This is a genomic window from Actinoplanes sp. NPDC051411 (assembly GCF_040682075.1).
Lineage (GTDB): Bacteria > Actinomycetota > Actinomycetes > Mycobacteriales > Micromonosporaceae > Actinoplanes.
Genome location: NZ_JBFBAD010000063.1, coordinates 20,928 through 45,459, shown reverse-complemented (window position 1 = coordinate 45,459; position 24,532 = coordinate 20,928). Strand labels below are relative to the sequence as shown.

Here is a 24,532-nt window from a genome sequence, read left to right as displayed (position 1 = left end):
GTTTGCTCCCCTCCCCCGGCGGGCACGAGGATTGCCTGCACACTCGGCGTGTCACGAGCGAGAGGAGGGGCGGTGTCCAGCCAGCTGGTCTGCCGGCCCCAGAAGGATCTCCCCGTGGCGGTGCTGCGGGTGAGCGGGACCCTCGACCAGGTCACCGGCGACGCCCTCCAGCAGTCGGTGCGGCGCAGCCTCGCCCTGCAACCCGAACAACTGCTCATCGACGTCGGCCACCTGCACATCGGCGACCCGCTCGGACTGGCCGCATTCGGGGCCGTGGTATGCCAGACCGTCGAATGGCCGAACGTGCCGATCGTGCTTTGTGGCGCTGACCGGCGTACGGAAAAAGCGATCGCCGCCGACCCCGATTGCGGCCGTCTCTCCTTCGCCGCCGACGGCGACGCGGCATTCGCCGCGGCGATGGCCGAGGCAGGCGCCCGGCCGGCGGCATCCACCATTCGCGTACGGCTGAGGCCGGTGCCCGACGCGTGCCGGCAAGTCCGCGGCCTCGTCGCCCAGGCATGCGCGGCCTGGTGCCGAAGCGACCTGGCGGCAACGGCAGCACTGATCGCGACAGAATTGGTCGCCAATGTGGTCCGGCACGCGCACACGACGATGGAATTCACTTTCGCGGTGCGCGACGGCAGAGTGGACATGACGGTACGCGACCACAGCCGCACGCTCCCCAAAGCGGCCGACCCGGCGGTGCGGGCGGTCGGTGGGCGAGGGCTGCGGTTGGTGCGCGATTTGAGCGAGGCGTGGGGCGTCCTGCCGGTGACCGACGGGAAAGTCGTTTGGAGCCGGCTCGCAACCGCTTGATGGTGAGGTTGTGGATATCGCGCGGACGGTGGATTTCGGGGTTGGATTGTCGGGCGCGGGGGTTAGTCTTCGGCCCCACCCATTCGGGTGGGGGCGGATCGCGGAACTAGGGCGTAGGCGTCTCAGTGACCCTGATTCGGCGGGTTTTCGCCGTTCAGGGGGCGGTTGAGCTGGCCCATGTTCGGCGCTTCCAGGCGGGGGCGCTTGGCGCGGGCGGGCGGCTGGTTGCCGCCGGGCTGAGTGGCGTTGGGCGGGTTGACCGGTTGCGGGCTGGCCGGGTGCGGGTTGAGCGGATCGGGGGCGGCCGGCTGCTGATTCAGTGCCTGCGGGCCGTCGGCGATGGGGCGGTTGAGCTGGCCCATGTTCGGAGATTCCAGACGGGGGCGGCGGGGTGGGGTGCGCTCGGCGGAGGGGTCGCCGAGGTGTGCGGTGGGGGCACGGAGGCCCAGGCCGCTGGGCTGTTCCGAGCCGTCGCCGCCGCCGAAGACTGACGGTGGTCCGTCGGGCCGGGTTTCGGCCGGGAAAGGGTTTGACGGCAGCTGATTGGCGCTCATTGCGGACTGTGGCTGCGCTGGTTGGGCTTGGGCTTGGGTGGCGGTGGTGCCTGTCAGGGCGGATTGCGGGTCGCTCGTGGTCGGGGCGGATCGGGGCTGGTCCTGGGATCCCGAGGAATGCGAACCGGGCTGGACTGGGCCGGGACCCGGCTGAAGGCCGATGTGGGACAGGCCGGACTGATCGGGGGCCAGGCCGCTGCCGGGCTGACCGAGGCCGCTCGCGGGCTGGCTGAGACCGGTCGGGTGGGACGGGGCGGGCTGGCCCGACTGTGGTGCGGCGAGGCCGCTTGCGGAAGGGAGGCCACTCCCCGAAGGGGATAGGGCCGGGCTTCCGCCGGGGCTCGGCTGGCCGGGCTGCGGGGCGAGGCCGAAGGATCCGGACTCGCTCGGCCAGTTGGGTGTCGGGGGGCCGGAATTGTCCGGGTGGGTGGACGTGCCGGGCTGGCCGAAGGTAGCGGGTTGGGCGACCCCGCCGGGCTGGCCCAGAGTTGCCGGCTGGCCCAGAGTTGCCGGCTGGCCAAGGCCGCCCGATTGGCCAAGCGTCGCGGGCTGGCCAAGGCCGCCCGACTGGCCCGGCGTTGCGGATTGGTCGGGCATCGCGGGCTGGCCGAGGGTCGCGGAGTGGCCACGCATCTCAGGGTGGCCGAGGGCTGCGGGGTGGGGCGGCGCTCCGGCCTGACCGGGTGCGCCGGGCTGACCGGGTGCGCCGGGCTGACCGGGTGCGCCGGGCTGACCCGCGATGCCGGTGTGATTTGCGGGGCCGGTGTGGTTCGCGGGGCCGGCCTGGTTCGCTGCTTCGGGCGCTCCCGGTTGGAGGGAGACGCCTGGCTGTGTGGGGACGCCGGGCTGCGTGCCGGGGGCACCCGGTGCGGGGGTTGCCGCGCCGGGAACGCCGAAGGGGGTGCCTACGGGCGGTTGGCCGGGCTGGCGGGGTGAGCGGGGAAAGTTCGGGGCGTCCAGGGGACGGTTCTGCTGGTAGTAGGTCGGTGGGCCGGCCAGCAGCGGGTCTACGTCGGCCGGGTGGGGCGCCGTCGCGGCGGTGGGTGGGTTCCAGTTTGGGGGCTGCGGTCCGGGATGGTTCGGGCCGGGGGCAGCCGCCTCGGGCTGGGGGGCCGAGAACGCCAGGCCACTCCCCTCGGTGCCCGCGCCTTGACCCGGGAAGCCGCCCGGTCCAGCGTGGGGGGCCGATGCCTGCTGCGCCCCAAGGGTCTGCGGGGCGCCGGGCCAAGCGGCCGGTCCGCCCTGGGGGCCGCCCGGGGTGCCGGGTTGCCCGCCGACCTGGCTGCCTTGCGCTCCCGGGCCTGCCGTCTGGGGGTTCGGCCACGAGCCTTGCGCGGCCGGATTTTCGGGGTAGTCCGGTCCCTGCCCCAACGGCTGGGAACCGCCGTGCGGCCAGGCTCCAGGTTCCGGCGAGCCGGGCATCTGGGAGCCGCCGGGATGGCCGGGGCCCGGCCGGCCTCCGGGGCCCGCCTCCGGTCCAACGGCCTGCGGACCGCCGAACTGGCCAGCACCGTGCTGCCCCGCGCCGTGCGGGCCGCCGAAGCTACCCGGCTGCCCGGGAGTGGGCGGGCCGCCGGGAGCACCCGGCTGTCCGCCGGCTTGCGGGCCGCCAAAGGCACCCGGCTGCCCCGGTGCCTGGAGACCAGCCAGACCGCTCTGCTGCCCTGGCGCCTGCAAACCAGCCAGGCCACCACCGGCGCCCGGCCCACCGCTCGGGTCCGGTCCCGGGCCCCCCGGCCAGCCGCCCGGGCCATTCTGCTGCCCCGGTGCCCGCAAGCCGCTAGGGCCGCCCTCCGGCCCGGCGAACTGCGGGCCCCCCGACTGCCCGGTAGCCTGCGGCCCGCCGAAGCCACCCGGCTGCCCCGGATCTTGCGGCCCACCGAGACCACCCGGCGCCTGCGGGCCGCCCGGCTGCCCGGGTGCATGCGGACCGCCAAAACCAGCCTGCTGCCCCGGCCCGGGCGAACCGCCAAAACCGGCCTGCTGCCCCGGCGCGGGCGAACCGCCAAAACCAGCCTGCTGCCCCGGCGCGGGCGAACCGCCAAAACCACCCGGCTGCTCATATCCAGGCTGGCCCCCCGTGCCCGGCCAGCCGCCCGGGCCGCTCTGCTGACCGGAAACCGGGGAACCGCCTGGCGTCTCCCCCACCGCGCCGGCTTGGGGTGGCCAGATGCCGGGCGCCGGGGGCTGCGGACCGCCGGGAGGAGGCCATTCGGTGGGCCCGGCCTCCTCCGGCGGCGGCCACGCGCCGGGCGCCCCCTGTTCCGGGGCGCGCTGGGGCCGTAGGGCGGCGAACTCGTCCGGGGTGGGCGGCGGGCGCAGGGTGCTGAATTCGGCCGGCGTCGGTGGTGGGCGGAGGCCACTCGTTTCCGGCTGGGAACGGTGGCCGGCGTACCTGTCCGGGCCGGCCGGCGAGCCGGGAGCCGCTGAGGGCCGCAGGGCCGCGAATTCGTCCGGGGTGACCGGCGAACCAGAGCCGGAACCAGGACGGAGCGACACGAACTCATCCGGCGGCACCGGCGAGGCCGGACCGGGACGGAGCGACACGAACTCGTCCGGCGGCACCGGCGAGGCCGGACCGGGACGGAGCGACGCGAACTCGTCCGGCGGCACCGGACCGGGACCGAGCGGCGCGGACTCCTGGGCGGAGAGGCCGCGTACGGGCGGGAGGTCGTCTTCGACGGGCTCGATCGGGGAGCCCGCGAACATCAGGCCGGTCGGGGCGGGCGTACCGGAAGGGCTGCCGGCCGCCGGGCGGTCGTCGTCCGATGGGCCCGGCCACCGGGTGGGTTCGTCCGGGGGCGGGGTGACGTAGCCGGAGGGTGAGGAGCCCGGTCCGGCCGACGGTGCGGTGTCGAGGCCGAGGTTTTTGCGGGAGGCGGCGACCAGCCCTGACGCCTCGGCCAGGCCGGCCGCGAAGAGGACCTCGGCGGCGGCCCGGCCGGAGGAGCAGGGGAGGGGTTCGCCGCAGAGCGGGCAGTTTTGCATGACGTTGCTGGGGCCGGCGCCGCCCGCGTGGGCGTCGAGCATTTCCCGGGCGGTGCGTGCGAGCACACTGTCCGGCTTGACGTACGCCTGCGTCGGTGCCATTTTCCCTGCCTTCGTCCCCCGTCGGAGGCCGCGTTGCGACGCGGGCCCGACTCCATCTGACCGCCTCGGGTCCTGATCCGGGCGATTTTCGGCAGATCCGGCGTCCGGGACGGTGAAATGGGGTTAAGGGGGCGCCCGGGTGAACGGGCGGCCACGATGCGGTGCCGGCGAAAAAGCGGACGACGCCCTCACCTGGGGGCTAACGTGCTCCCGTATTCACTCACGGTGCGTATGCGGTCGCCGTCCGTACCATTGAGGAACCCATCGGCGTGGAGGTGATCCCCCCATGGACGACGTCGAGCTGTACCGCGAGCAGATCCTCCGGCACGTCAGTCCCCACATCACCGGCCGGTTCGCCGGCTATCAGAGCTCGTACACCCGGGAGGTGAAGGTCGGCCAGCCACTGTTGATCCTGGTCTACCTCACCGCGGCGCTCGGCCGGATGGTCGGCGGGTTACTCCGGATGCGCGGGCCGAGCCGCAGTTTCAAGGATCTCAAGAAAGGCCCCGAATATCTGGTCACCCCGGTGCGCCTGCGCGACGACCTGGGCCAGGTCTACGAGGTCGAGATGCACGGGCACCTGCCCCAGTCGGCGATGCACCGGGGCGACCTGGTGCAGTTCACGACGCAGCACCAGAAGGACCCGAAGCTGCCGGTGAAGCTGATGCAAGTGGTCAACCTGACGACCATGCAGCCGCTCACCCCGCGCATCCCCACCCGATGGTCGCACCTCGGTCCGGCCCTGCTGCTCCAGGCGTTCCTCGGCGTGGTCGTCGTGAGCCTGGTACTGACGGTGCTGGCGCTCTAGAGACCGTTCAAGGGCACGGCGTTCGCCATCGCCAGATCACCTGCATCGTTCGGGTGCAGGTGATCGCCGCTGTCGAAGGCCGGGGCGATGCGGGACGGGGCGGCCGGGTCGCGGGTCACCAGATCGAAGTCGGCGACCGCCGGGAACGACCGGCGGATCCAGTCGTTGACCGCGAGGCGCTCGGCCTCCATCGCCGGGGTCCAGGTCCGCCAGCCCTCGAACGGCATGATGGTCGCCCCGACGACGCGGAGCCCGCGGGCGCGGGCCTGGGCGGCGATCTGGGCCAGGCCGGCGATGATCGCCTGCGGATCGGGCTGCGGCGGGGCCTGCTGGATGTCGTTGACCCCCTCGAAGACGATCACCGAGCGGACACCGGCCCGGTCGAGCACGTCCTGCGGCAGCCGCCACTGCGCCGAGCGGCCCGAGGTCGCGAAGATCGTGTAGTTGGGGTAGCCGCTGTCCAGCAGCACCCGGTTGCCGCTGATCCCCGAGTTGGCGACGGCGTAGTCGGGCACCGGCGAGTGGGTGAGCCGGGTCGCGAGATAGTCGGTCCAGCGGTGGTTGGCGCCCGGGGTCGAGGCGACGCCGTCGGTGATCGAGTCGCCGAGCGCGACCACGGTGCCGGGCGGTCCGGTGACGTCGACGCCGCTGATGTAGTGCCAGACGGTCGTGGTGTCGGTGAAGGCGGCCGCCGACACGTCGCCGGCGTGGTCCTGCGGACCCCGGCTGAAGACCGACGTCTGCATGGCGGCCGGATGGTAGGTCACGGTGCCGGACGGCTGCGGGGTCCAGGTGGTGACCAGAAGGTCACGGTCCTTCGGTACGCGCAGGGCCACCGGGTCACTGATCGCCTCCGCTCCGGCCGGGACGGTGAACTGGGTACGGCCGTCGAAGAGCACGTCGCGTACGGGAAGCGCAGCCGTCCCGTCGCTGGGGTGACCGGCCGCCAGGGCGACGGTCACGTGGCCGAACAGCACCGGCGCGGTGCCGAACCGGTTGGACAGATGGATCCGCACCTGCTCGCCGCCCGCGGTGGGGTGCACGACGTTGCGGATGGTGTAACCCGCGTACCCCTGCTCGACGCCGGCGACGGCGGCGGCCGGAGCCGTCGCCCAGGCCGTCTCCCAGCCGTTGTCCTGGTGTTTGCCTCTGCCCCAGGCCGGAGTCGTGGCTGCCAACACGATCAGCACGGCCGAAGCGGCTTTGATTCGCGCGTCCATAAATAGGTAAGTCTCGATGCATGTGTGGGCGATGTAAAGAGTGGGTACCGCCCGCGATCTCACGCTTCGGTGACCGCTGGCGCCGACCCGGGCCGTGTGCGACGTTGAAGGTTCGAAAAAAGAGGTGGTGTGCCGTGGGCGAGGACGTCGAGCAGACCAGCTTCAGCCGTGAGGACCGGGCGCGGTACCGGCACAAGATCCGCCGCAGCCTGGACGTGTTCGCGACGATGCTGCGCGAGTCACGGTTCGACTTCGAACGGCCGCTGACCGGGATGGAGATCGAACTCAACCTCATCGACGAGGCCGCCGACCCGGCCATGCGCAACGCCGAGGTGCTGGGCGCGCTGGCCGATCCCGACTTTCAGACCGAACTCGGCCAGTACAACATCGAGATCAACGTACCGCCGCGGCGGCTGGCCGGCGACGAGAACGCCGACCTCGAGAAGTCGCTGCGGGCCAGCCTCAACAAGGCTGAGGAACACGCCCGTACGGTCGGAGCGCACACGGTCATGATCGGGATCCTGCCGACGTTGCGCCGCGAGCACATGACCGCCGAGGCGCTGTCGGCCAACCCGCGCTACAAGGTGCTCAACGAGCAGATCTTCGCCGCCCGCGGGGAAGACCTCGACATCCGCATCGACGGGGTCGACCGCCTCGCCGTCACCACCGACACGATCGCACCCGAGTCGGCGTGCACCAGCACCCAGTTCCATCTGCAGGTGTCGCCCGCTTCCTTCGCCGCCTACTGGAACGCGGCCCAGACCATCGCCGGCGTGCAGGTCGCGTTGGGGGCCAACTCCCCGCTGCTGTTCGGGCGCGAACTGTGGCGGGAGACGCGGATCCCGCTCTTCGAGCAGGCCACGGACACGCGGTCGGAGGAGATCCGGGCCCAGGGCGTACGCCCGAGGGTGTGGTTCGGTGAGCGCTGGATAACGTCGGTCTTCGATCTTTTCGAGGAGAACGTCCGCTACTTCCCGGCGCTGCTGCCGATCTGCGACGATGACGACCCGGCCGACATCCTCGAACGCGGCGAGGTGCCGGCGCTGTCCGAACTGCGGCTGCACAACGGCACGGTCTACCGCTGGAACCGGCCGATCTACGCCGTGGTCCGCGACCGGCCACACCTGCGGGTCGAGAACCGGGTGCTCCCGGCCGGGCCGACCGTGATCGACACGCTGGCCAACGCCGGCTTCTACTACGGCCTGATCCGCACGATGGCCGACGCGGAACGCCCACTGTGGACCCAGATGAGCTTCAGCGCGGCCGAGGAGAACTTCCACACCTGCGCCCGGCACGGCATCGACGCGACCGTGTTCTGGCCCGGCATGGGCTACGTCCCGGTCACCGAGCTGGTGCTGCGGCGGCTGCTGCCGATGGCCCACGAGGGGCTCAACCGGTGGGGCGTGTCCCCCGGCGAGCGCGACCGCCTTCTCGGCATCATCGAGCAGCGCTGCCTGACCCACCGCAACGGGGCGTCCTGGCAGGTCGGAACCCTGCACGCGCTGGAAGCCGACGGCCTCGACCGGCGGCAGGCCCTGCACGAGATGCTGCGGCGCTACCTGCCCCTGATGCACGAGAACCGGCCCGTCCACGAATGGCCCGCAGACGCCTGATGTGCCAACTTGACCCCAGGGCATGATCACTGATTGTCACGGTTACCGTCCGCGTCTTAGGCTGGCGCAGTTTTCTGACTGACAGTGACGTGGGCGGCGTCCTGGCCGGGGGTGGGCCGGCGCTGCCCGGGGCCGGCGGGGTGGGGGATGACCGGGCCAGATTCAACGTGGACAGTGGCGGTCTTCGGGGGCGCAACCGATGACCGTGCGTTAGGCAGCGGCGTCCTCATCGACCGGTCCCGGGTGCTGACCTCACTCTCGGTCGCCTCCGGGGCGGCCGGGTTGTGGGTGACGTTCCCGCAGGCCGGGGCGGTGGTGCGGCATCCGGTCGCCGAGGTGCGGACCGTGGGCGGACTGGCGGTGCTTGCGCTCGCCGCACCGGCGCCGCGCCCGGCGCGGCCGGCGCTGATGCGGTTCCCGGGCTCTCTGCTCGGGGAGCGGTGGTCGGCCGGTCCGGCGTACGGCGTGGTCGAGGCCGAAGTCGCCGGGGGCCGGGTGCGGCTGTCGGTGTCGTCGGAGGAGCGGCCGGCCGTGGGCGCCGGGGTGTGGGCGCCGCGGTGGGAGGCGGTGGTCGCGGTGGTGGAGAGCGGGGTGGAGGCTTGGACGCTTTCCGGGGTGCGCTCGCTGCTGGAGGCGGTCGTGCCGTCGCAGGCGCGCGCGTCATCGGGCGCCCGCGCCTCGTCGTCGAGCCCCGCGTCATCGCCCAGCCCAGCGTCATCGCCCAGCCCAGCGTCATCGCCCAGCCCCGCATCGTCGTTGAGCCCAGCGCCATCGCCCAGCCACACGTCATCGGCAGGCCCCGGGCGATCGTCTGATCGTGCCCCGTGGGCGGCCCGAGGCTCATCGCCATCGGCAGGCGGTGGCTCGCCGGCGGGAGGCTCCGGCTCGACTGGCGACGGCCTTTCCGGCGGCGGCCCTTCCGGCGGCAGCCCTTCCGGCGGCAGCCCTTCCGGCGGCAGCCCTTCCGGCGGCAGCCCTTCCGGCGGCGGCGCGCCCGCGCAGGGCGGTGGGTCCCCGCGGGGGCCCCGGTGGACGCGTGGCGCGGACGACGTGCCGGAGCGGTCGCCGATGATCCGGCGGAACGGCGACGCCGGGCCGGCCGGGCGCAGCTGGTCGCTGGAGGCGGGCGCCGAACCGGGCCGGCTCTGGCGCCCGGGCGCCGACGGCGGCCTGGTCGAGGGCGCCCCCTGGCAACCTTCCCGCCGGCCGCCCGGGCGCGACACCGCCCGCCGCCGGAAGGTGGCCCGGACCCGAACCGGCCGCCGCGCCGACCCGGCCTATCGCACGGTGTGGATCGCGGGCGCCCGCCGGCCCGAACGCGTCCCCTCGGCCGGCGGCGCGGTCACCCTGCTGTGCCGGGTGACGATCGGCGACCGGCTTCTGGTCGCCTCGGCCGCCGGCGACGGCACCGTGGCGCTCGCCGATCCGGCCACCGGACGGGCCCGGCACACGCTGCGGACCGAGCCGGGGCAGGTCCGGGCCCTGGTCCCGTTGAGCCTGCCCGGCGCGTCCTGCCTGGGCATCGTCACGGCCGACGGTTCGCTGACCGCCTGGGCGCCGGAGCAGGGCTGGGGCCAGACCTTCACCGTGCACGGCGGCCGGGCCACCACCGCCACCTGCGCCGAGGCCGGGATGCTGGCGGTCGGCGGCGAGGACGGGACGGTGGAGGTGCGGGCGCTCGGTGAGAATCGTCGACGATGGACCGCGACCGCCGGGGGCGGACCGGTGGCCGCGCTGTGCGAACTGCCTGGCCTGATCGCCGCGGCCGGGGCCGACGGCCACATCCGCTTGCGTGATACCGAATCGGGTTCCTTGCTCCGCACCCTGGAGCCCGAGCACGGTCCGTTGCACGCGATCTGCCCCGTCCCGGTCGGCGACCGGACCCTGCTCGGCAGCGCGGGCGGCGACGGTCTGGTCCTGCTCTGGGACCCGGACACCGGCGAGCGACGACTCGAGCTGGCCGGCCATGCGGGCCCGGTGACCGCGGTCTGCCCGGTTCCCGGCGGCGACGGGAGGACCGCCGTGCTGGCGTCGACCGGCGTGGACCGTACCGCCCGGCTCTGGGACCCTCGCACCGGTGAGTGCCGCATGACCGTACCCCTGCACCACGAGGCGACCGCCTGCGTGGCGGCCGGCGACCACCTGATCGTCGGCCTGGCCGCCGGCACCGTGGCCTACGGCCTCGACCTGTGAATCCAGCCTCGCCCGAGGGAATCGAACAACGTCAGCTGAAGGAGGCGGGATGCGGGGACGCAACCAGGACGACGGGTCGACGCCGCGCGACCAGCGACACGACTGGTGGGGCGTCTATCTGGACGCACCCGACGCTCACGCTCTCGCGCGCTTCTATCACGACCTTCTGGGATGGCCGATGGAAACCGACGGGGACAACGCGATCGTCGCTCCCGCGGACGGCGTCGGCTATCTGGGATTTCAGCAGGCCACCGCGTACGAGAAACCGGTCTGGCCCCCGCGGGCCGGCGCCCAGCAGATGATGCTGCATCTGGATTTCGAGGTCGAAGACCTCGAGGCGGCGGTGGCCCACGCGGTCGAGCTCGGTGCCGAGGTGGCCGGCCATCAGCCGCAGCGGAACGTGCGCGTGCTGATGGATCCGGCCGGCCACCCGTTCTGTCTCTATGCCGGCGGCTGATCGGTGGTCCGGCGATGCCGGAACCGCAGCACCTCGACCTGATGGCGGGCGTGCTCGTCCCCCGCGTTCGCGCGACGGCTGAGCACGGCGATCGCCTCGTCGATCTGGCCCTGCTCGAGCAGGAGCCCGACCAGCTCGCGGATCGCCCAGCCGTCGCCGCCATCGGCCGGCCGGCGCAGGACGGCGACCGCCTCGTCGAGATTTCCCCGGTCGCGCAGCAGCCCCACCAACTGCTCGCGAGCGTACGTGTCACCGGCCGCCGCCAGACGTCGCAGCTCATCGATGCTTCCGCGCTCGCGCAACAACTCGAGAAGCCAGTGGGCGCCGTACACGCCGAGCCGTCCGTCACGGCGCAACTCGTCGATCGCGGCGTCCAGGTCTCCCTGGTCCTGCCGCAGCTGCACCAACTGCTCCAGGGCGAACTCGTCGCCCGCGTCCGACCGGCGGCGGAGTTCGGCGTGATCCTCGCGCTCGCGCAGCAGATGCAACAACTGCTTCCGGGCGTCGTGATCGCCGCCCTCGGCCCGTCGGCGAAGTTCCGCCGCGTCCCCCTTGACGCGCAGCATGCCGAGCAGTTCGTCGTGCACCCGCCAATCGCCCCGGTCGGAGCGGCCCCGTAGGTCAGCGATCCGGGCGTCAAGGTCTTCGGGCGGTAGGGGCTGTCTCGGCACGGCCGGGGTTGTCAGCTCGGGGACGGCGGGCGGCGTCGTCTGCCGGGATCTGCGGCCGGACTGGCCCGCGGGCGGCCGCGGCGTGGCCCGGTTCGGCACCGGATCGGCCAGCGCCGCCAGTCGCTGTCTCGCCTGCCCGTCGCCGAGCTCGGCCCGCCGGATCAGCACCTTGGTCGCCGCCGCCAGATCACCGGTCTCGATCAGCAGATCGGCCATCTGACGTTCCGCGTAGCCGTTGCCGGCCTCCGCGAGTTCCCGGACCATCTCGATCGCTTCGTCCAGCGCGCCCCGGTCACGCAGCAACCGCACCAGCCGCTGCCGGGCCTGCCCGTCGCCGGCATCGGCCCGCCGCCGGAGTTCGGTCGCGTTTCCCTGCTCGCCGAGAAGCTCGACCACCTCGCGTTCGGCTTGTTGGTTGCCGGGCCCGCGGAGCCGGACGACCATGTCGATCGCCTCGTCGTACAACCTCTGTTCCCGAAGCAGTTGCACGGTCTGTTCACTGGCCTCGAGCGTCCGGGAACGCGCGCGGCGGCGCAGCAGGTCGACCTGAACGGTGCGGAGAAGATGATCCTGGATGTTGGCGTGGCGGAACTGCCAAGCCGCCCCGTTGACCCGGAGGGTGGCCCGGTCCGGGTGGGTTCCATCGCTGAGGAACGCGAACAACCGCACCGGAAGGGCGGCCGGAGTACGGCCGACGCGGACCGCCAGGCCCAGTTGGCAGATTCGGAACCGCAGCCAAGTGCTCTCGCCCGCGACGAGACCAGCCAAGCCGAAGGTCAGCATGCCGGCGAACGCCCAGCGGAGTGGAGCGCCGGACAGCGCCAGGCCGGCCATCCCGAAAACGGCCGCAGCGATAACGGCCTGCCGGATCGCCAGGCCGGCCGCCAGGAGATGGTTCGCCCGCAGTGTTCCACGCGGACCGGCTGACGAGACGGCGACCGCGACCGGTGCCACTTCGGACAGAATGCCGACGGCCAGCCCGGCCGGCAGTCCCCAGCCGAAGGCGTTGACGACCAGTCCGGCCAGCGCGCCGCCCAGCAGACCGTAGTACCGCCTTTTCCGGACGGTAGCGGCGAGGACGGCCGGGAGCCCGGTCGGCATTCGGCGCGCGATATACCACGTCGACATAGCCGTCGATCAACCGTTGCTCGATATCCCGGCCCGTCGGTAAGGCGACCAGGTCGCCCGGGTCGCCGAACCGGAACGTGTCCTTGGCGAGGCCGGCCATCAGAGGCGAGGCCAGCGTGGTCGCCAGAACCCCGTCCGGCTTTGCGCGCATCGCGGCGAAGACCGGCCTCCAGAGGTGCTCGCGCGCTTCCGAAGGCTCGGCGAGGAAGTCGGTCACCTCGTCGACCCGGAGCGACTCCATCTTCACGACCGCGGCCCGGGCGAGCGCTCCGCCCTTGGACTCCGCCCAGAGGTACTCGCGGATCCGGCAGGTGAGCACCACCGGGCGGTCGCCGGCCGCGAACACGTCGACCTGTTCCAGCGCCCGGGCGTGCAGGGCCGAGTCGATCTCGTCGAGGCCGTCCAGCACCGGCATGATCCACCATCGACCGGAGACGTGCTGTTTTCCGGCCAGCCGCCGGGCAGCCCGATCAGGCAGACCGAAGTCGTCGGCAAGACGGCGGGCCACGAAATCAGTTACGGACTCGGTCGTCGGGTTCCATGAGGACACGCCCAGGAGGACCGGCACCGGGTCGCCGTCCGACCAGTCCGTGAGGAGTTGTTCGACCAGCTTCATCGCCAGCACTGTCTTGCCGGCGCCTCGCTCGCCCACCACGGTCAGCTGACGCCACGGAAGGTCACGGAGAACCGAGGCGATCTCGCCGACGTGACCGGTCAGCGGCGCTTCCCGCCAGGACTGACCGGATTCCCCGGTGACAGCGGTGCGCGTGGCGCCGACGCCGATCGCCGTACGGAACCGCACGCGCAGCGGCAGCGGTCGATGCAGCCGGGCCCGCAGGGAGCTCGTGAGCAGCTGAGTTCTCATCTGCGCGACGATGCGGGCGGCCGGGCCGGTCAGGTCGACGCTCGAATCCGGGCGTCGCCACAACAGATCGACCAGCGTCGGGGCGAACGCCCCCGCGACCGCCGCCACCACCGCGGAGACGATCGTCCACCCGACCTTGTCGTCCGCGATGGACGCCCACGACGCGGCCACGGCCAACGCGGCCACGATCACGCCCGAGGAAAGCGCCCGCCATAATCAACCGCCGGTCACGGCATCACGATACCGAGGCCGGTTGATCTTCCGTCTCGTTCCGGGCCGTCCGGTTGGACGGCCCGGAACGCCGGATCAGGCGCGCGGCGTGAGCGTCACGTCGTCGATGAGGAAGGCGGTCGCCAGCTGGCTGCCCTCGACGCCGGTGAAGGTGACCGTCTTGCTGCCGGAGCCGGTGATCGAGAGGGTGCGCTGCACGTAGCTGCTGCCCTTGTTGACGTTGGAGTAGCTGCCGATCGTGGTGCCGCCCGCGGTCACGGTCAGCTTGTCGTAGGCCGTCGTCGTGGTCGTCTCGTCGGAGTCGACCAGCAGCCAGAAGGACAGGGTCGCCCCGGAGCAGCCGCTCGGGATGGTGACCGTCTGCGACAGCGTGTCGGTGTGCGCGGTGCCGTAGCCGTCGAGCCACGCCTTGTACGAGCCGGCGTGCGCGGGCTCCGACGACGAGTTGCTGATGACGCCCGAGGAGGCCGTCCAGCCGGTGTTGCCCGATTCGAAGCCGGTGTTCGACAGCAGCTGGGCGGTGCCGCAGGTGCCCCCGCCGCCGCCGCCGGTGGGAGGCGGAGTGGTCGAGCCACCACCCCCACCCCCGGCCAGCCACGCGGTCCCGTTGAGGGCGAGCGCCGCGTCGGTCCCGGCCGGGTCGTTCCACCCGTCGTAGAGGGTGTTGCCCGACTGCCCGGTCCCGTCGTCGATCGGCGAGCTGTCACCCCAGACCGCGACCCGCCCGGACCCGAACGTGCTGGTGGTGAAGAACGCGCCGGTCGTGCCGGTAGGGCTGGAGCCCGGCCGGAACACGAGGCCCTTGACGTTGGCGTTGTCGGCCTTGTGCAGGGTCTGGGTGCTGCCGTCGCGGATGATGCTGCCGGTCACCCGGCCGAACGGGCCGTTGATCACCGGGTCGGAGCTGCTGCTCGCCGCGACCGCGTTTTCGCTGCTGATGTCGATGCTGTCGAGCGTGAAGCCGAACGGGTCGGTGTTGTCGACGCCGTTGTTGGTCATCAGGTCGGTACCGACCTCGACCGAGTCCTCGCCGTCGTTGTTCCGGTCGCTGCCGGTGTGGTCGACGATCAGGAACAGGCCGCCGCCGTTCTGCACGAACGTCATCACGGCCTTCTTCTCGGCCGCGGTCAGCAGGATGTTCGGCTCGGGCAGCACGAACGCGTCGAAGTTCTTCAGGTCGAGGGCGCCGCTGCCGCCGTAGGTGATCGAGCCCGAGTTCAGGGTCTTCAGGCTGTATTGTCCGCTGCGTTGCAGGGCGACGCCCCACGACGAGAGCGCGCCGGTCCAGGACGTCTCCGAGGTCGGGTTGCTGTTCTGGCCCAACGGGTCCGGCTGCGACGTGCTGATGATCCAGTCGGCGTTGCCCGCCGTCTCGGCCTTGGTGTTGTCGAACAGGACGCGTTTGACGGTCGCGGCCGACGCGGGTTGCGTCGTGGCCACGGCCATGAGGGTCGCGCCGGCCGCCAGGGTGGCGGCGGCCAGCAGCGCGCGGGTACGGACGAGCACCATGCACCTCCGATAGGTGATATCGGCGGCAGTCTATGAGCGCTCAGGTTACGCCGGGACCCTATCGGCGATCGCGACGGTGACGCGAGGGAAAACCCTTTTCGCCGCGATCAGCTTCGTGCCCGCCCGGAGCGCGGCCGCCTCGGCGACGCTGGGCGTCCCGGCCCGGGCGAGGACGGTCCCGCTGGGCCGCGGCACGTCCTCCTCGGCCAGTTCGCCGGCGGTGAAAACAAGGAGCTCCCAGCCGTTGTCCTCCGCGAACTCGCGAAGCGAGGCCGCCCTCCGGTCCAGCGTGGCAACGGCGGCGACCTCGTCACGGTGCCGGCTCACCGCGGCCAGGGCCAGGTCGACCGCCTGGTCCAGCTCACTTTTCCGTACGCCGGGCCGCGCCCCGATCCCCACGACCAGCATCCGGCGAGGATACCCGCGTCTAAGAAAGTGCCGTGGATCGCCGAACATCCGGATGGGGCCGATCCGATAGAAGGACCTTGGGGTGGCTGAGGCGAGTGTTTCCCGGGATGCCGGTATGACGCTGGCCGAGCTCATGGTGGCGATGGCGGTGACGTCCGTGGTCATGGTTCTGGCGACGGCGGGCATCGTCGGGATGTATCGCACCACCAACCGGGCGGACGTGTTGTCGAGTGAGATGACGCAGCTGCAGACCGCCTTCCAGCTGCTCGACCGGTCGGTGCGGTACGCGACGGCGATCAGCCAGCCGAACGCGACCGCGACCTCGGCCGGTGACTGGTACGTGGAGTGGTCCTCGGACGCCGGCACCACGACGGTGTGCAGCCAGCTGCGGCTGGACGCGGCGTCCGGACTCCTGCAGCGGCGCTCGGAGCAGACGGCCGGGCAGCCCACCGGCTGGACCACCGTGGCCTCGTTCCTGGTGCCGGCCGCGCCGTTCACGCTCCAGTCGGCCAGCACCAGCGGCTACCCGCATCAGCGGTTGACGGTCGACGTGACCGTGCGGCCCTCCGCCGGCTCCTCGCAGCTCGCCCGCCGGTCGCAATTCTCGTTCACCGCCCTCAACACGTCGCTGGCGACCGCGAGCGCCGGTGTCTGCTCCGACATGGGCCGGCCGTGAGGACGCCGCGACGACGCCGCGACGACGGGTCGTTGCCGCTGGCCATGCTGGTAGTCATCGTCGGGGTCGGCCTGGCGACGCTGACGTTGAACACGATGGTGCGCGGGGCGGCCGACACCAACGGGGAGACCGGCCGTACGTCGGCGTTGCTGGCCGCCCGCAGCGGCCTGGCCGGTGCCCTGGGGGCGCTGCGGGCGGCCGGGAGCACCGGCACCCTCGGCGTGCTCTCGGCGCTGCCCTGCACCACCGGCCAGCAGGCCCAGGTGAACGGGACGATCAGCACGAAGGACGGCCACTACAGGACCACCGTCCACTATCTGGCGAGCGACCCGACCCAGCTCGGTGACGCGGCCGCGAGCATCGGCCCTACCTGCGCCACGACGACTCCCCACTGGGCGTACATCGTCGCCCTGGGTTACTCGACCGGCGACCGGTACCAGCGCAAACTGGTCGCCACCTACCAGTTCAAGCTGCGGGCGATGGGCAACATGCCCGGCGGCCAGATCCGGGTCTACCGCACGCCCGCGGCCACCCAGGACTACTGCCTCACCGGTTATCCGCCGGCGGTCGGCACTTCACTGACCATGTCGGTGTGCGCGACCAACGCCGACAGCACCACGGTCGACAAGCAGAAATTCGGCTACATGTCCGACCTGACGATCAAGCTGATGACCGCCGACCCGACGCTCTACCCGAACGGGTTGTGCGCCCAGGCGGGCACGGTCGAGGCGTCCGGGCAGACCCTCAAGCTCCAGGACTGCGGGGTCGTAACCAGCAACTCCCAGAAATGGGCCTTCGACTCGGCCAGCAATTTCCGGGGCACCGACAACGGGACGACGCTCAACTCGGTCTGCTGGAACATCGTCACGCCGAACACGACCGGGTCGACGATCGTGCTGAAGACCAGCTGCGGGGTGACCACGACCAACTACGAGTCGTGGAACGTCACCGCCGACGCCGGTTCGGGTGCGGCCGGCTCCGATTCGGGGCAGCTGGTGAACTTCAAGCAGTTCGGCAAGTGCCTGGACTTCAACTACAGCGGAGTCAACAACTGGGCGTTCCCGTGCAAGCAGTCCCTGACGCTCCCGCCCTCGGCCCTGGACATGGGCCAGATCTGGAACGAGGTGTGGACCCTGCCCGCCTTCGGCACCAAGGGCCTGGTCTATACGACGCGGACCGACGGCATCACCAGGAACTGCATGAGGGCGCCGGCCACCGGCCAGACCCTGGTGACCATGGCGACGTGCCCGGCGTCGGTCGCCGCGGCCTCGGCCGACTTCATCTGGTGGGCGCGGGGCGACAAGGCCACCGTCTACGACGAGAAGTACCGCATCGAGGGCACCGGGACCTGGGCCGGTCAGTGCCTGGCTCCCCTGCCGGCCGGGGGCGCGGTGCAGGCCGACTGGGTCGGCCTGGCCGCGTGCACCGGCGACTACCTGCAGAAGTGGGACGCGGTGCCGCCGGTCAGCACATCCGGCCTGGCGCGGGTGACCGAGCAGTGAGCCGGCGCCGGGCCGACGACGGCTTCACGCTCGTCGAGACGATGGTCGCGCTCGGCATCGTGGGCACCGTGATGACCAGCCTGGCGATGTTCTTCGTCGGCTCGGCGACCACCCAGCACCACCAGGCCGACACGCAGGTCGCGGCCCAGCTCGCGGCCGGCTCGATGGACTACGTCAGCCAGCTGCCCGGCCAGAACGTGGTGGTGGGGCGTACGCAGGCCGGGGTGCAGGGAGAATGGCAGGCGCCGGCCGCGAGCACCTTCCTCAACACCGGCAGCATCCAGCCGGCGTGGCAGGACCCGTCGCTGCCGGCGTCATCGGCGGTGCAGGGCCTGCCGACCTCCCCGGAGACCATCCAGCTGACCAGCGACTCGACCCCCTACCAACGGTGGTGGTATGTGGGTTTGTGCTGGCAGCGGTCGACCGGCGGCGACTGCACCGTGGTATCGCCCGCTCTGCAGGCCACCTATGTGCCGATGTACCGGGTCGTCGTCGTCATCACCTGGAATGCGCCCGACTGCGGCGGCAGCAAATGCCAGTACGTGGCCACCATGCTGACCGAGAGCACGCTCGACGACCCGACCTGGCAGTGACGCCGGTCAGACCGCGGCGGCCGCGGCCACCAGCCGGCGGGCCAGCCCCGGATCGGCCGCCCAGTGCAGGTGCAGATAGGAGGCGTGCACGTTCTCCGAGGCGAAACCCTCCGGGTCGGCGCCGCGCCACTGCCAGGCGGCACCCCCGGCCGGCGACAGCAGCACTCCCGAACGGGGATGGACCGTCGTGCGGTGGAACTCGTGGCCGGTCACCCGGGTGCCGGCCGGGGCCAGCGGGCTGTCGCTCAGCGCGACGGCATCGCGATAGCCCAGGGTCAGCGACGGGGTCATGGCCGCGTCCGCGTCGAGCACTCCGCACATCGGGGCGTCGTCCAGGGTGCGGCACAGCCACAGCAGACCGGCGCACTCGGCCGCGATCGCGCCGCCGGCCGCCGCCAGCCCGGCGACCGCCCGGCGCAGCGGCTCGTTGGCCGACAACTCCGCGGCGTACACCTCGGGGAACCCGCCGCCGACGACCAGCGCCCGGGTGCCGGCCGGGAGCCTCTCGTCGCGCAACGGGTCGACGGTCACGACCGTGGCGCCCGCGCCGGAGAGGAGCTCGGCCGTCTCGGCGTACGAGAAGCTGAAAGCCGGACCCCCGGCCAGCGCAATCGTCGGACGGCCCGGCACCGGATCTTCCGCCGCCGGGCTCCAGGGCGAAGCCGCCAGCGGCGGCGCCGACCGGGCGATCGCCGCGACCTGGTCGAGGTCGACCGCGGCGGCGACCAGCGTGGCCAGGGCGTCGACGGAGGCCTGGGCCTCGGCGCGGCGTTCGGCGGCGGGCACCAGGCCGAGATGCCGGGAGGGGGCGGCGACCGCGTCGGCGCGGCGGAGGGCACCGAGCACGGGGGTGCCGACCTCCTCGCAGGCGTCGCGCAGGATCTGCTCGTGACGGTCCGAGCCGACCCGGTTGAGAATGACCCCGGCCAGCCGGACGCTGCCGAAACTGCGGAAGCCGTGCACCAGCGCGGCCACCGAACGGCCCTGGGCGGCCGCGTCGACGACGAGGATGACCGGAGCCTCGAGCAGGCCCGCGACCTGGGCCGTCGAGCCGGCCTCCCCCGCGCCCGTCCGCCCGTCGTAGAGCCCCATCACACCCTCGATGACGGCCAGCTCGGCACCCTGCGAACCGTGGGCGAACAGCGGTGCGATCCGGTGCTCGCCGACCAGCACCGGGTCGAGGTTGCGGCCGGGGCGGCCGGCGGCGAGAGCGTGATAGCCGGGGTCGATGTAGTCGGGGCCGACCTTGAACGGCGCCACCGGAACCCCGCGCCGGGCGAACGCCGCGAGCAGGCCGGTGGCGACCGTGGTCTTGCCGTGTCCGGAGGCGGGAGCGCCGATGACGACGCGGCCGGCGCTCACCACTCGATGCCCGGCTGGCCCTTGCGGCCGGCGTCCATCGGATGCTTGACCTTGGTCATCTCGGTGACCAGGTCGGCCGCCTCCAGCAACTCGGGGGCGGCGTAACGGCCGGTGATCACCACGTGCTGGGTGCCGGGACGGGCGGCCAGCGTGGCCACGACGTCGGCGACGTCGACCCAGCCCCACTTCATCGGGTAGGTGAACTCGTCGAGCACGTAGAACTTGTAGGTCTCGGCGGCCAGGTCGCGCTTGATCTGGGCCCAGCCCTCGGCCGCCTCGGTGGCGTGGTCGCGCTCGGTGCCGGCCCGCTGGATCCAGCTCCAGCCCTCGCCCATCTTGTGCCAGGTGACGCCGCCCAGCTTCTTGAGGGCGGCCTCCTCACCGACGCGCCACTTCTCCGACTTCACGAACTGGAAGACCCCGATCGGCCAGCCCATGTTCCAGGCCCGCAACGCCATCCCGAACGCCGCCGTCGACTTGCCCTTGCCGTCGCCGGTGTGCACGGCGAAGACGGCCTGCCGGCGGCGCTGGCGGGTGGTCAGCCCGTCCTCGGGTACGACCTCGACCTTGCCCTGGGGCATCAGGCAGCGCTCCGCATCTCTAGGGTGTCCAACGGCATCAGATCGGCGTCGAGCGCCGAGGCCAGGCGACCGGCCAGGCCGAGCCGCACCGGGCCCGACTCGCAGTCGACGACCACGGTCGCGACGCCGGTCAGCAGCGGCGCCAGCGTGACCGGGTCGAGCCCGCTGGTCGCCCGGCCGTCGGTGACGACCACGAGCAGTGGCCGGCGGCGTGGGTCCCGCCGTCGTTCGGTGGCGATCGTGGCGGCCGCTTTCCGCAACCCCGCGGCCAGCGGGGTGCGCCCACCGGTGCGCAGACTCGCCAGCCGGAGCACACCGACCTCGTGACTCGACGTCGGCGCCAGCACCTGCTCGGCCTCGTGCCCCCGGAAGGTGATCATGCCGATCCGGTCGCGCCGCTGGTAGGCGTCGCGCAGCAACGACAGCACGGCGGTCTTCACGATGGTCATCCGCTTGCGGGCGGCCATCGACCCGGAGGCGTCGACCACGAACAGCACCAGGTTGGCCTCCCGGCCGACGTGCACGGCCTCGCGGAGATCGGCCGGGCTCACCGACCGGGCGCCGCGGTGCAGGGCGGCCCGCAGGGTGGCGGGCAGGTGGGGTGCGCCGGCGAGCTTCCCGCGCGGCTCCCGGGAGCCGATCACCCGGCCTCGCCGGGCGAACGCCGGGGAGCGCCGGCCGGCATGCCCGCCCTCACCGCGGTGCGAGATCGATAACGTACGCGGACGAAACGCGGACCCAGGAGCTGCCGGGGCCGCTCCGGCCGTCCGGCTCGGGGCAGTTTCGCCCCGGGGCGATTCGTCCCCGGCCAGCGGCGCGTCGGCCGGCGGCGCGTCCGCGGACGGCTCGTTGCTCGCGGGCGGCGGCGGGCCGCCGTTGCCGTCGTCGTTCGGGCCCGGCGGTGGCGGCGGTGGTGGTGGCGGGCCACCGTCGGGATCGTCGTCGCCGTCCGGCCCTTCCGGCTCGTCGGGCGGCAGATCGTTCTCGGCCTCGTTCAGCGCCTGCTCGAGCTTCTCCTCGTCGGTGCCCGGCGGGTCGAGCGGATCCTTCCGCCGCCGGTGCGGCAACGCCAGCCGGGCCGCGTCGGCCACGTCCTCCGCCGTGACCAGCGACCGCCCGTGCCAGGCCGCCAGCGCCACCGCGCACCGCGCCACCACGATGTCGGCCCGCATCCCGTCCACCCCGTAGGCCAGGCAGACCCGGGCGATCCGATCCAGCTCCCGATCGGGGAGCTTCACCCCGGGCAGCAGCTTCTGAGCGGTGACGATCTGCGCGGCCAGCTCCTTCTCCTCGCCGCCGAACCGCGCCGCGAAGCCGTCCTGGTCGAGCTCGTAGGCCAGCCGCCGCCGCACCACCTCGGCCCGCTGCCCCGGATCGCGCGGCGCCGCCACCGTCACCACCAGCCCGAACCGGTCGACCAGCTGCGGCCGCGGCTCGCCCTCCTCCGGGTTCATGGTGCCGACCAGCAGGAACCGGGCCGCGTGCTTGACCGACACCCCGTCCCGCTCGACGTGCGCCCGGCCCATCGCCGCCGCGTCGAGCAGCAGGTCGACCAGGTGGTCGGGCAGCAGGTTGACCTCGTCGACATAGAGCACACCCCGGTGCGCGGCGGCGAGCAGGCCCGGCTCGTACGCCTTGACCCCGTCGGCCAGCGCGCGCTGAATGTCGAGCGTGCCCACCACCCGGTCCTCGGTCGCCCCGACCGGCAGTTCGACCAGCGCCGCCGGCCGGTGGACCCCGGGCGCACCCGCCTCGTGCGGCCCGTCCGGGCACTGCGGGTCGGGCGCGGCCGGATCGCAGGCGAACCGGCAGCCGCGGACGACCGCCACGTCGGGCAGCAGATTGGCCACGGCCCGCACGACGGTGCTCTTGGCGGTGCCCTTCTCCCCCCGCACGAGCACACCGCCGACCGCGGGCGACACCGCGGTGAGCAGCAGGGCGAGGCGTAGGTCATCGAGCCCGACCACGGCCGAGAACGGGTACGGCGTTGTCACGTAGTTCCCTCCTGCGCGGGTGTCCACGCCCGCGCGCTGAGCACAACCGAGCGGCCGGAGTCTCCTGACTCCCGGATCGCCGCCACCCCACCGCCTTCCGGCCGTCCAGTCGGCCGTGGCAAACCTGCGGGTCAGCTCCCCGGTCACAGTGGCGGGACCGCCCCGGACTCGCACCGGGTTCCTCCGCTACCGCTCGCCGCCATGCTTTCCCACCGGCGCCCCCGTCGTCAACGCGGCGGACCGTGACATACAGCGCTGCGCTCACCTGGGGGCGGCCCCCAGACCCCACGTTACGGTGGGCGCGCCCGGCGAGCCGGTCACTGTCTCGCGGGGCACGCGGACTAGACGAGTAAGTCCTAACGACGACCTAGGCATGTACTTGTCACGTGTACGACAGACCTCAACACCCTTCTCACCGCACTTTATGTGAAGATCGACGACTGGCTCGGACGGCCTCGCCGCACCGGCCGGCACCGCGACTCTGCGACGCCGAACTGCTGACCATGGCCGTTGCTCAAGCCCTGCTCGGAGTCCGTTCCGAGGCCCGCTGGCTACGATTCCTGCCCCGGCACCTGCCCGGGCGCGTTCCCCTATCTGCCGGGCCAATCGGGCTACAACAAACGGTTGAAGGCCGCCGTGCCACCGTTGAAACGAGCTGTCCGGCTCGTCGCTGCCGACGCCGACCTGTGGTTCGACGACGTCTGGGTCACCGACTCCACCCCGGTCGAATGCGGCCGGTCGAGGCCCACCGCGAAACGCTCCGAGCCGGCCGGCTGGGCCGGCTACGGCTACTGCGCCTCACACTCCCGCTTCTTCTGGGGATTGCGGCTGCATCTGATCTGCACCTCGTCCGGCCGGCCGATCATCTGGTCACTGGCAACCCCGAAGGAAGACGAACGCCACGTCCTGACCGCCACGCTGGAACACGACCCCGGGACTGCTCGCTGCCCGCCCAGGCCAGCTGATCATCGCGGACAAAGGCTACGTCTCCGCCGACCTCGACCGGTGGCTCGCCGACCACGGGATCCAACTACTGCGCCCGTCCTACCGCAACCGGACCCCACACCCCGCCCGGCACCTACTCAAACCCGTCCGCCAACTGATCGAGTCGGTAACGACACCTTGAAAGGCCAACTCGACCTCGAACTCCACGGCGGCCGCACCATCGAAGGCGTCACCGCCCGCATCGCCCAACGCATCCTCGCCCTAACCGCCGCGATCTGGCACAACCGCACCACCGGACAGCCCCTGACCAGGTCATTGATCGCCTACGACCACTGACCACCGTTAGGACTTACTCGACTAGGTGCGACACAGCCCGGTGCCGGCGACCGTCCGCGCTACTCCGTGCCCGCGCCGCGCGAACCGGTCGGCGTGGCCGCCGCAACCGGTCCGAAACGGCCGGCCACGTCGCCGGCTGACCGTTCGCTCGGACGGTTCATATGTGGGCGAAACGGCACCGGCCGGAAGCCGGGCCGCCTTGAATAGGCCGAAACAGAGCCTCGAAGGTGGGAAATGATCCGGTCACGTGCCACGACGCCCGTACTCGTCGTGCTGGCATCGCTCGTCCTGCTGTCTCCCTGGTCGCTCGGCGGCCGTCCGGCGTTCGCCTCCGCCGCCGATCAGTTCCGGGAAAGCGTGCTGGTCACCGGGACCGGGGAGGTGTCCGCCACTCCCGACACGCTCACCGCCGACTTCGCCGTCGAGGCCACCGCGGCCACGGTCGCCCAGGCTCTGGAGGGCGCCGGTGTCGCGGCCACCCGGATGCACGACGCGCTCGTCCGGGCCGGAATTGCGACCGCCGACCTGCAGACGTCGAACTTCAGCATCGTTTCGAAGGTGAACGACGACCAGGCGATTGTCGGCTACACCGTGAATCAGGGGCTCAGCGTGAAGATCCGCGACCTGCGGCGCGCCGGGGAGGTCATGTCGGCCGCCATCGCCGCCGGAGGTGACGCGGCGCGGCTGAACGGCGTGTCGTTCGCGGTCGAAAACGATGCCGCGCTGCTCGCCGAGGCGCGCAGGAGCGCGTTCGCCGATGCCCGGCAGAAGGCCGAACTGTATGCCCGTGAGGCGGGCCGGCCGCTCGGCCGGGTCCTCACCGTGAGCGAGTCGTCGCCCGCCGACGGGGGACCGGGCGGGCAGCACGGCCTGGCCGCGATGGACTCACGGTTTCCGATCGAGCCGGGCCGGCAGCAGCTGGCGGTGACCGTCACCGTCCAGTGGGCTCTCGACCCGCCGTCGAAGCACGCCTGACGGCA

General features: G+C 72.3%; 19 protein-coding genes, 1 pseudogene and 1 riboswitch. Of the genes and pseudogenes, 11 read left to right on the top strand and 9 right to left on the bottom strand.

The features are described from left to right. Positions 1 to 72 precede the first annotated feature (72 nt). On the top strand, positions 73 to 816 hold the full coding sequence (locus tag AB0M88_RS30685) for an ATP-binding protein (RefSeq protein ID WP_364108375.1): 744 nt from the start codon (positions 73 to 75) through the stop codon (positions 814 to 816). Positions 817 to 938: 122 nt separating this feature from the next. On the opposite strand, the gene AB0M88_RS30680 is transcribed toward AB0M88_RS30685, so the two are convergent. Further along, positions 939 to 1,178 carry a hypothetical protein gene (locus AB0M88_RS30680; protein WP_364108373.1) on the bottom strand — a complete coding sequence of 80 codons (240 nt, stop codon included), beginning with the start codon at positions 1,176 to 1,178 and terminating at the stop codon, positions 939 to 941. 3,568 nt (positions 1,179 to 4,746) lie between these two features. Here AB0M88_RS30680 and AB0M88_RS30675 point away from each other — a divergent pair. Continuing rightward, on the top strand, positions 4,747 to 5,268 hold the full coding sequence (locus tag AB0M88_RS30675) for a hypothetical protein (protein WP_364108371.1): 522 nt from the start codon (positions 4,747 to 4,749) through the stop codon (positions 5,266 to 5,268). Here the strand turns inward: AB0M88_RS30675 and AB0M88_RS30670 are convergent. Continuing rightward, the gene (locus tag AB0M88_RS30670) at positions 5,265 to 6,488 is read right to left on the bottom strand and encodes an SGNH/GDSL hydrolase family protein (protein WP_364108369.1); all 1,224 of its coding nucleotides are present in this window, start codon (positions 6,486 to 6,488) and stop codon (positions 5,265 to 5,267) included. The genes AB0M88_RS30675 and AB0M88_RS30670 overlap by 4 nt on opposite strands. Before the next feature lie 134 nt (positions 6,489 to 6,622). On the opposite strand from AB0M88_RS30670, the gene AB0M88_RS30665 reads away from it, so the two are divergent. After that, a complete protein-coding gene (locus AB0M88_RS30665) occupies positions 6,623 to 8,101 on the top strand; it encodes a glutamate--cysteine ligase (RefSeq protein ID WP_364108367.1) in 1,479 nt (492 codons plus the stop codon). A 56-nt stretch (positions 8,102 to 8,157) separates the two neighbouring features. Here the strand turns inward: AB0M88_RS30665 and AB0M88_RS30660 are convergent, their stop codons facing one another. Then, positions 8,158 to 8,886, bottom strand: coding sequence for a hypothetical protein (locus tag AB0M88_RS30660; protein WP_364108365.1), 729 nt, complete (start codon positions 8,884 to 8,886; stop codon positions 8,158 to 8,160). A gap of 283 nt (positions 8,887 to 9,169) precedes the next feature. On the opposite strand from AB0M88_RS30660, the gene AB0M88_RS30655 reads away from it, so the two are divergent. Then, entirely contained in the window at positions 9,170 to 10,294 is a 1,125-nt protein-coding gene (locus tag AB0M88_RS30655; RefSeq protein ID WP_364108363.1) for a hypothetical protein, read from the top strand. Positions 10,295 to 10,343: 49 nt separating this feature from the next. Further along, positions 10,344 to 10,751: a VOC family protein gene (locus tag AB0M88_RS30650; RefSeq protein WP_364108361.1), complete on the top strand. Its 408-nt coding sequence runs from the start codon at positions 10,344 to 10,346 to the stop codon at positions 10,749 to 10,751. Here the strand turns inward: AB0M88_RS30650 and AB0M88_RS30645 are convergent. After that, positions 10,736 to 12,523: a tetratricopeptide repeat protein gene (locus AB0M88_RS30645; RefSeq protein ID WP_364108359.1), complete on the bottom strand. Its 1,788-nt coding sequence runs from the start codon at positions 12,521 to 12,523 to the stop codon at positions 10,736 to 10,738. The genes AB0M88_RS30650 and AB0M88_RS30645 overlap by 16 nt on opposite strands. Positions 12,524 to 12,725: 202 nt before the next feature. Here AB0M88_RS30645 and AB0M88_RS30640 point away from each other — a divergent pair, with 202 nt between their 5' ends. Next, positions 12,726 to 13,094 carry a hypothetical protein gene (locus AB0M88_RS30640; RefSeq protein WP_364108357.1) on the top strand — a complete coding sequence of 123 codons (369 nt, stop codon included), beginning with the start codon at positions 12,726 to 12,728 and terminating at the stop codon, positions 13,092 to 13,094. Between the two features lie 627 nt (positions 13,095 to 13,721). Here the strand turns inward: AB0M88_RS30640 and AB0M88_RS30635 are convergent. Then, the gene (locus AB0M88_RS30635; protein ID WP_364108354.1) at positions 13,722 to 15,155 is read right to left on the bottom strand and encodes a hydrolase; all 1,434 of its coding nucleotides are present in this window, start codon (positions 15,153 to 15,155) and stop codon (positions 13,722 to 13,724) included. 45 nt (positions 15,156 to 15,200) lie between these two features. Beyond that, a complete protein-coding gene (locus AB0M88_RS30630) occupies positions 15,201 to 15,563 on the bottom strand; it encodes a cobalamin biosynthesis protein (protein ID WP_364108352.1) in 363 nt (120 codons plus the stop codon). An 82-nt stretch (positions 15,564 to 15,645) separates the two neighbouring features. Here AB0M88_RS30630 and AB0M88_RS30625 point away from each other — a divergent pair, with 82 nt between their 5' ends. The 3 genes from AB0M88_RS30625 to AB0M88_RS30615 are packed head-to-tail and all read left to right on the top strand — an operon-like array spanning position 15,646 to position 18,334. Continuing rightward, positions 15,646 to 16,239, top strand: a complete 594-nt coding sequence (locus tag AB0M88_RS30625; protein ID WP_364108350.1) for a prepilin-type N-terminal cleavage/methylation domain-containing protein — start codon at positions 15,646 to 15,648, stop codon at positions 16,237 to 16,239. Next, positions 16,236 to 17,741 (top strand): RICIN domain-containing protein, encoded by a 1,506-nt coding sequence (locus AB0M88_RS30620; RefSeq protein WP_364108348.1) that lies wholly within the window; start codon positions 16,236 to 16,238, stop codon positions 17,739 to 17,741. Before AB0M88_RS30625 ends, AB0M88_RS30620 begins: the two co-directional genes overlap by 4 nt. Continuing rightward, positions 17,738 to 18,334 (top strand): prepilin-type N-terminal cleavage/methylation domain-containing protein, encoded by a 597-nt coding sequence (locus AB0M88_RS30615; protein ID WP_364108345.1) that lies wholly within the window; start codon positions 17,738 to 17,740, stop codon positions 18,332 to 18,334. The genes AB0M88_RS30620 and AB0M88_RS30615 overlap by 4 nt, the downstream gene beginning before the upstream one ends. A 6-nt stretch (positions 18,335 to 18,340) precedes the next feature. Here AB0M88_RS30615 and AB0M88_RS30610 read toward each other — a convergent pair whose 3' ends face one another. Genes AB0M88_RS30610 through AB0M88_RS30600 form a run of 3 tightly spaced genes read right to left on the bottom strand, consistent with a single transcriptional unit; the run spans position 18,341 to position 22,271 of the window. After that, positions 18,341 to 19,699 carry a cobyrinate a,c-diamide synthase gene (locus AB0M88_RS30610; RefSeq protein ID WP_364108343.1) on the bottom strand — a complete coding sequence of 453 codons (1,359 nt, stop codon included), beginning with the start codon at positions 19,697 to 19,699 and terminating at the stop codon, positions 18,341 to 18,343. Further along, complete coding sequence (gene cobO, locus AB0M88_RS30605; RefSeq protein ID WP_364108341.1) at positions 19,693 to 20,277, bottom strand: cob(I)yrinic acid a,c-diamide adenosyltransferase; 585 nt, start codon at positions 20,275 to 20,277, stop codon at positions 19,693 to 19,695. The genes AB0M88_RS30610 and cobO overlap by 7 nt, the downstream gene beginning before the upstream one ends. Beyond that, complete coding sequence (locus AB0M88_RS30600) at positions 20,277 to 22,271, bottom strand: magnesium chelatase subunit D family protein (RefSeq protein ID WP_364108339.1); 1,995 nt, start codon at positions 22,269 to 22,271, stop codon at positions 20,277 to 20,279. The genes cobO and AB0M88_RS30600 overlap by 1 nt, the downstream gene beginning before the upstream one ends. 57 nt (positions 22,272 to 22,328) lie before the next feature. Further along, positions 22,329 to 22,455: riboswitch (cobalamin riboswitch) on the bottom strand. 242 nt (positions 22,456 to 22,697) lie between these two features. On the opposite strand from AB0M88_RS30600, the pseudogene AB0M88_RS30595 reads away from it, so the two are divergent. Both AB0M88_RS30595 and AB0M88_RS30590 read left to right on the top strand, forming a co-directional pair. After that, a pseudogene (locus tag AB0M88_RS30595) lies at positions 22,698 to 23,552 on the top strand (IS982 family transposase). A gap of 234 nt (positions 23,553 to 23,786) precedes the next feature. Further along, entirely contained in the window at positions 23,787 to 24,527 is a 741-nt protein-coding gene (locus AB0M88_RS30590) for an SIMPL domain-containing protein (RefSeq protein ID WP_364108337.1), read from the top strand. The last annotated feature ends 5 nt before the right edge of the window (positions 24,528 to 24,532 follow it).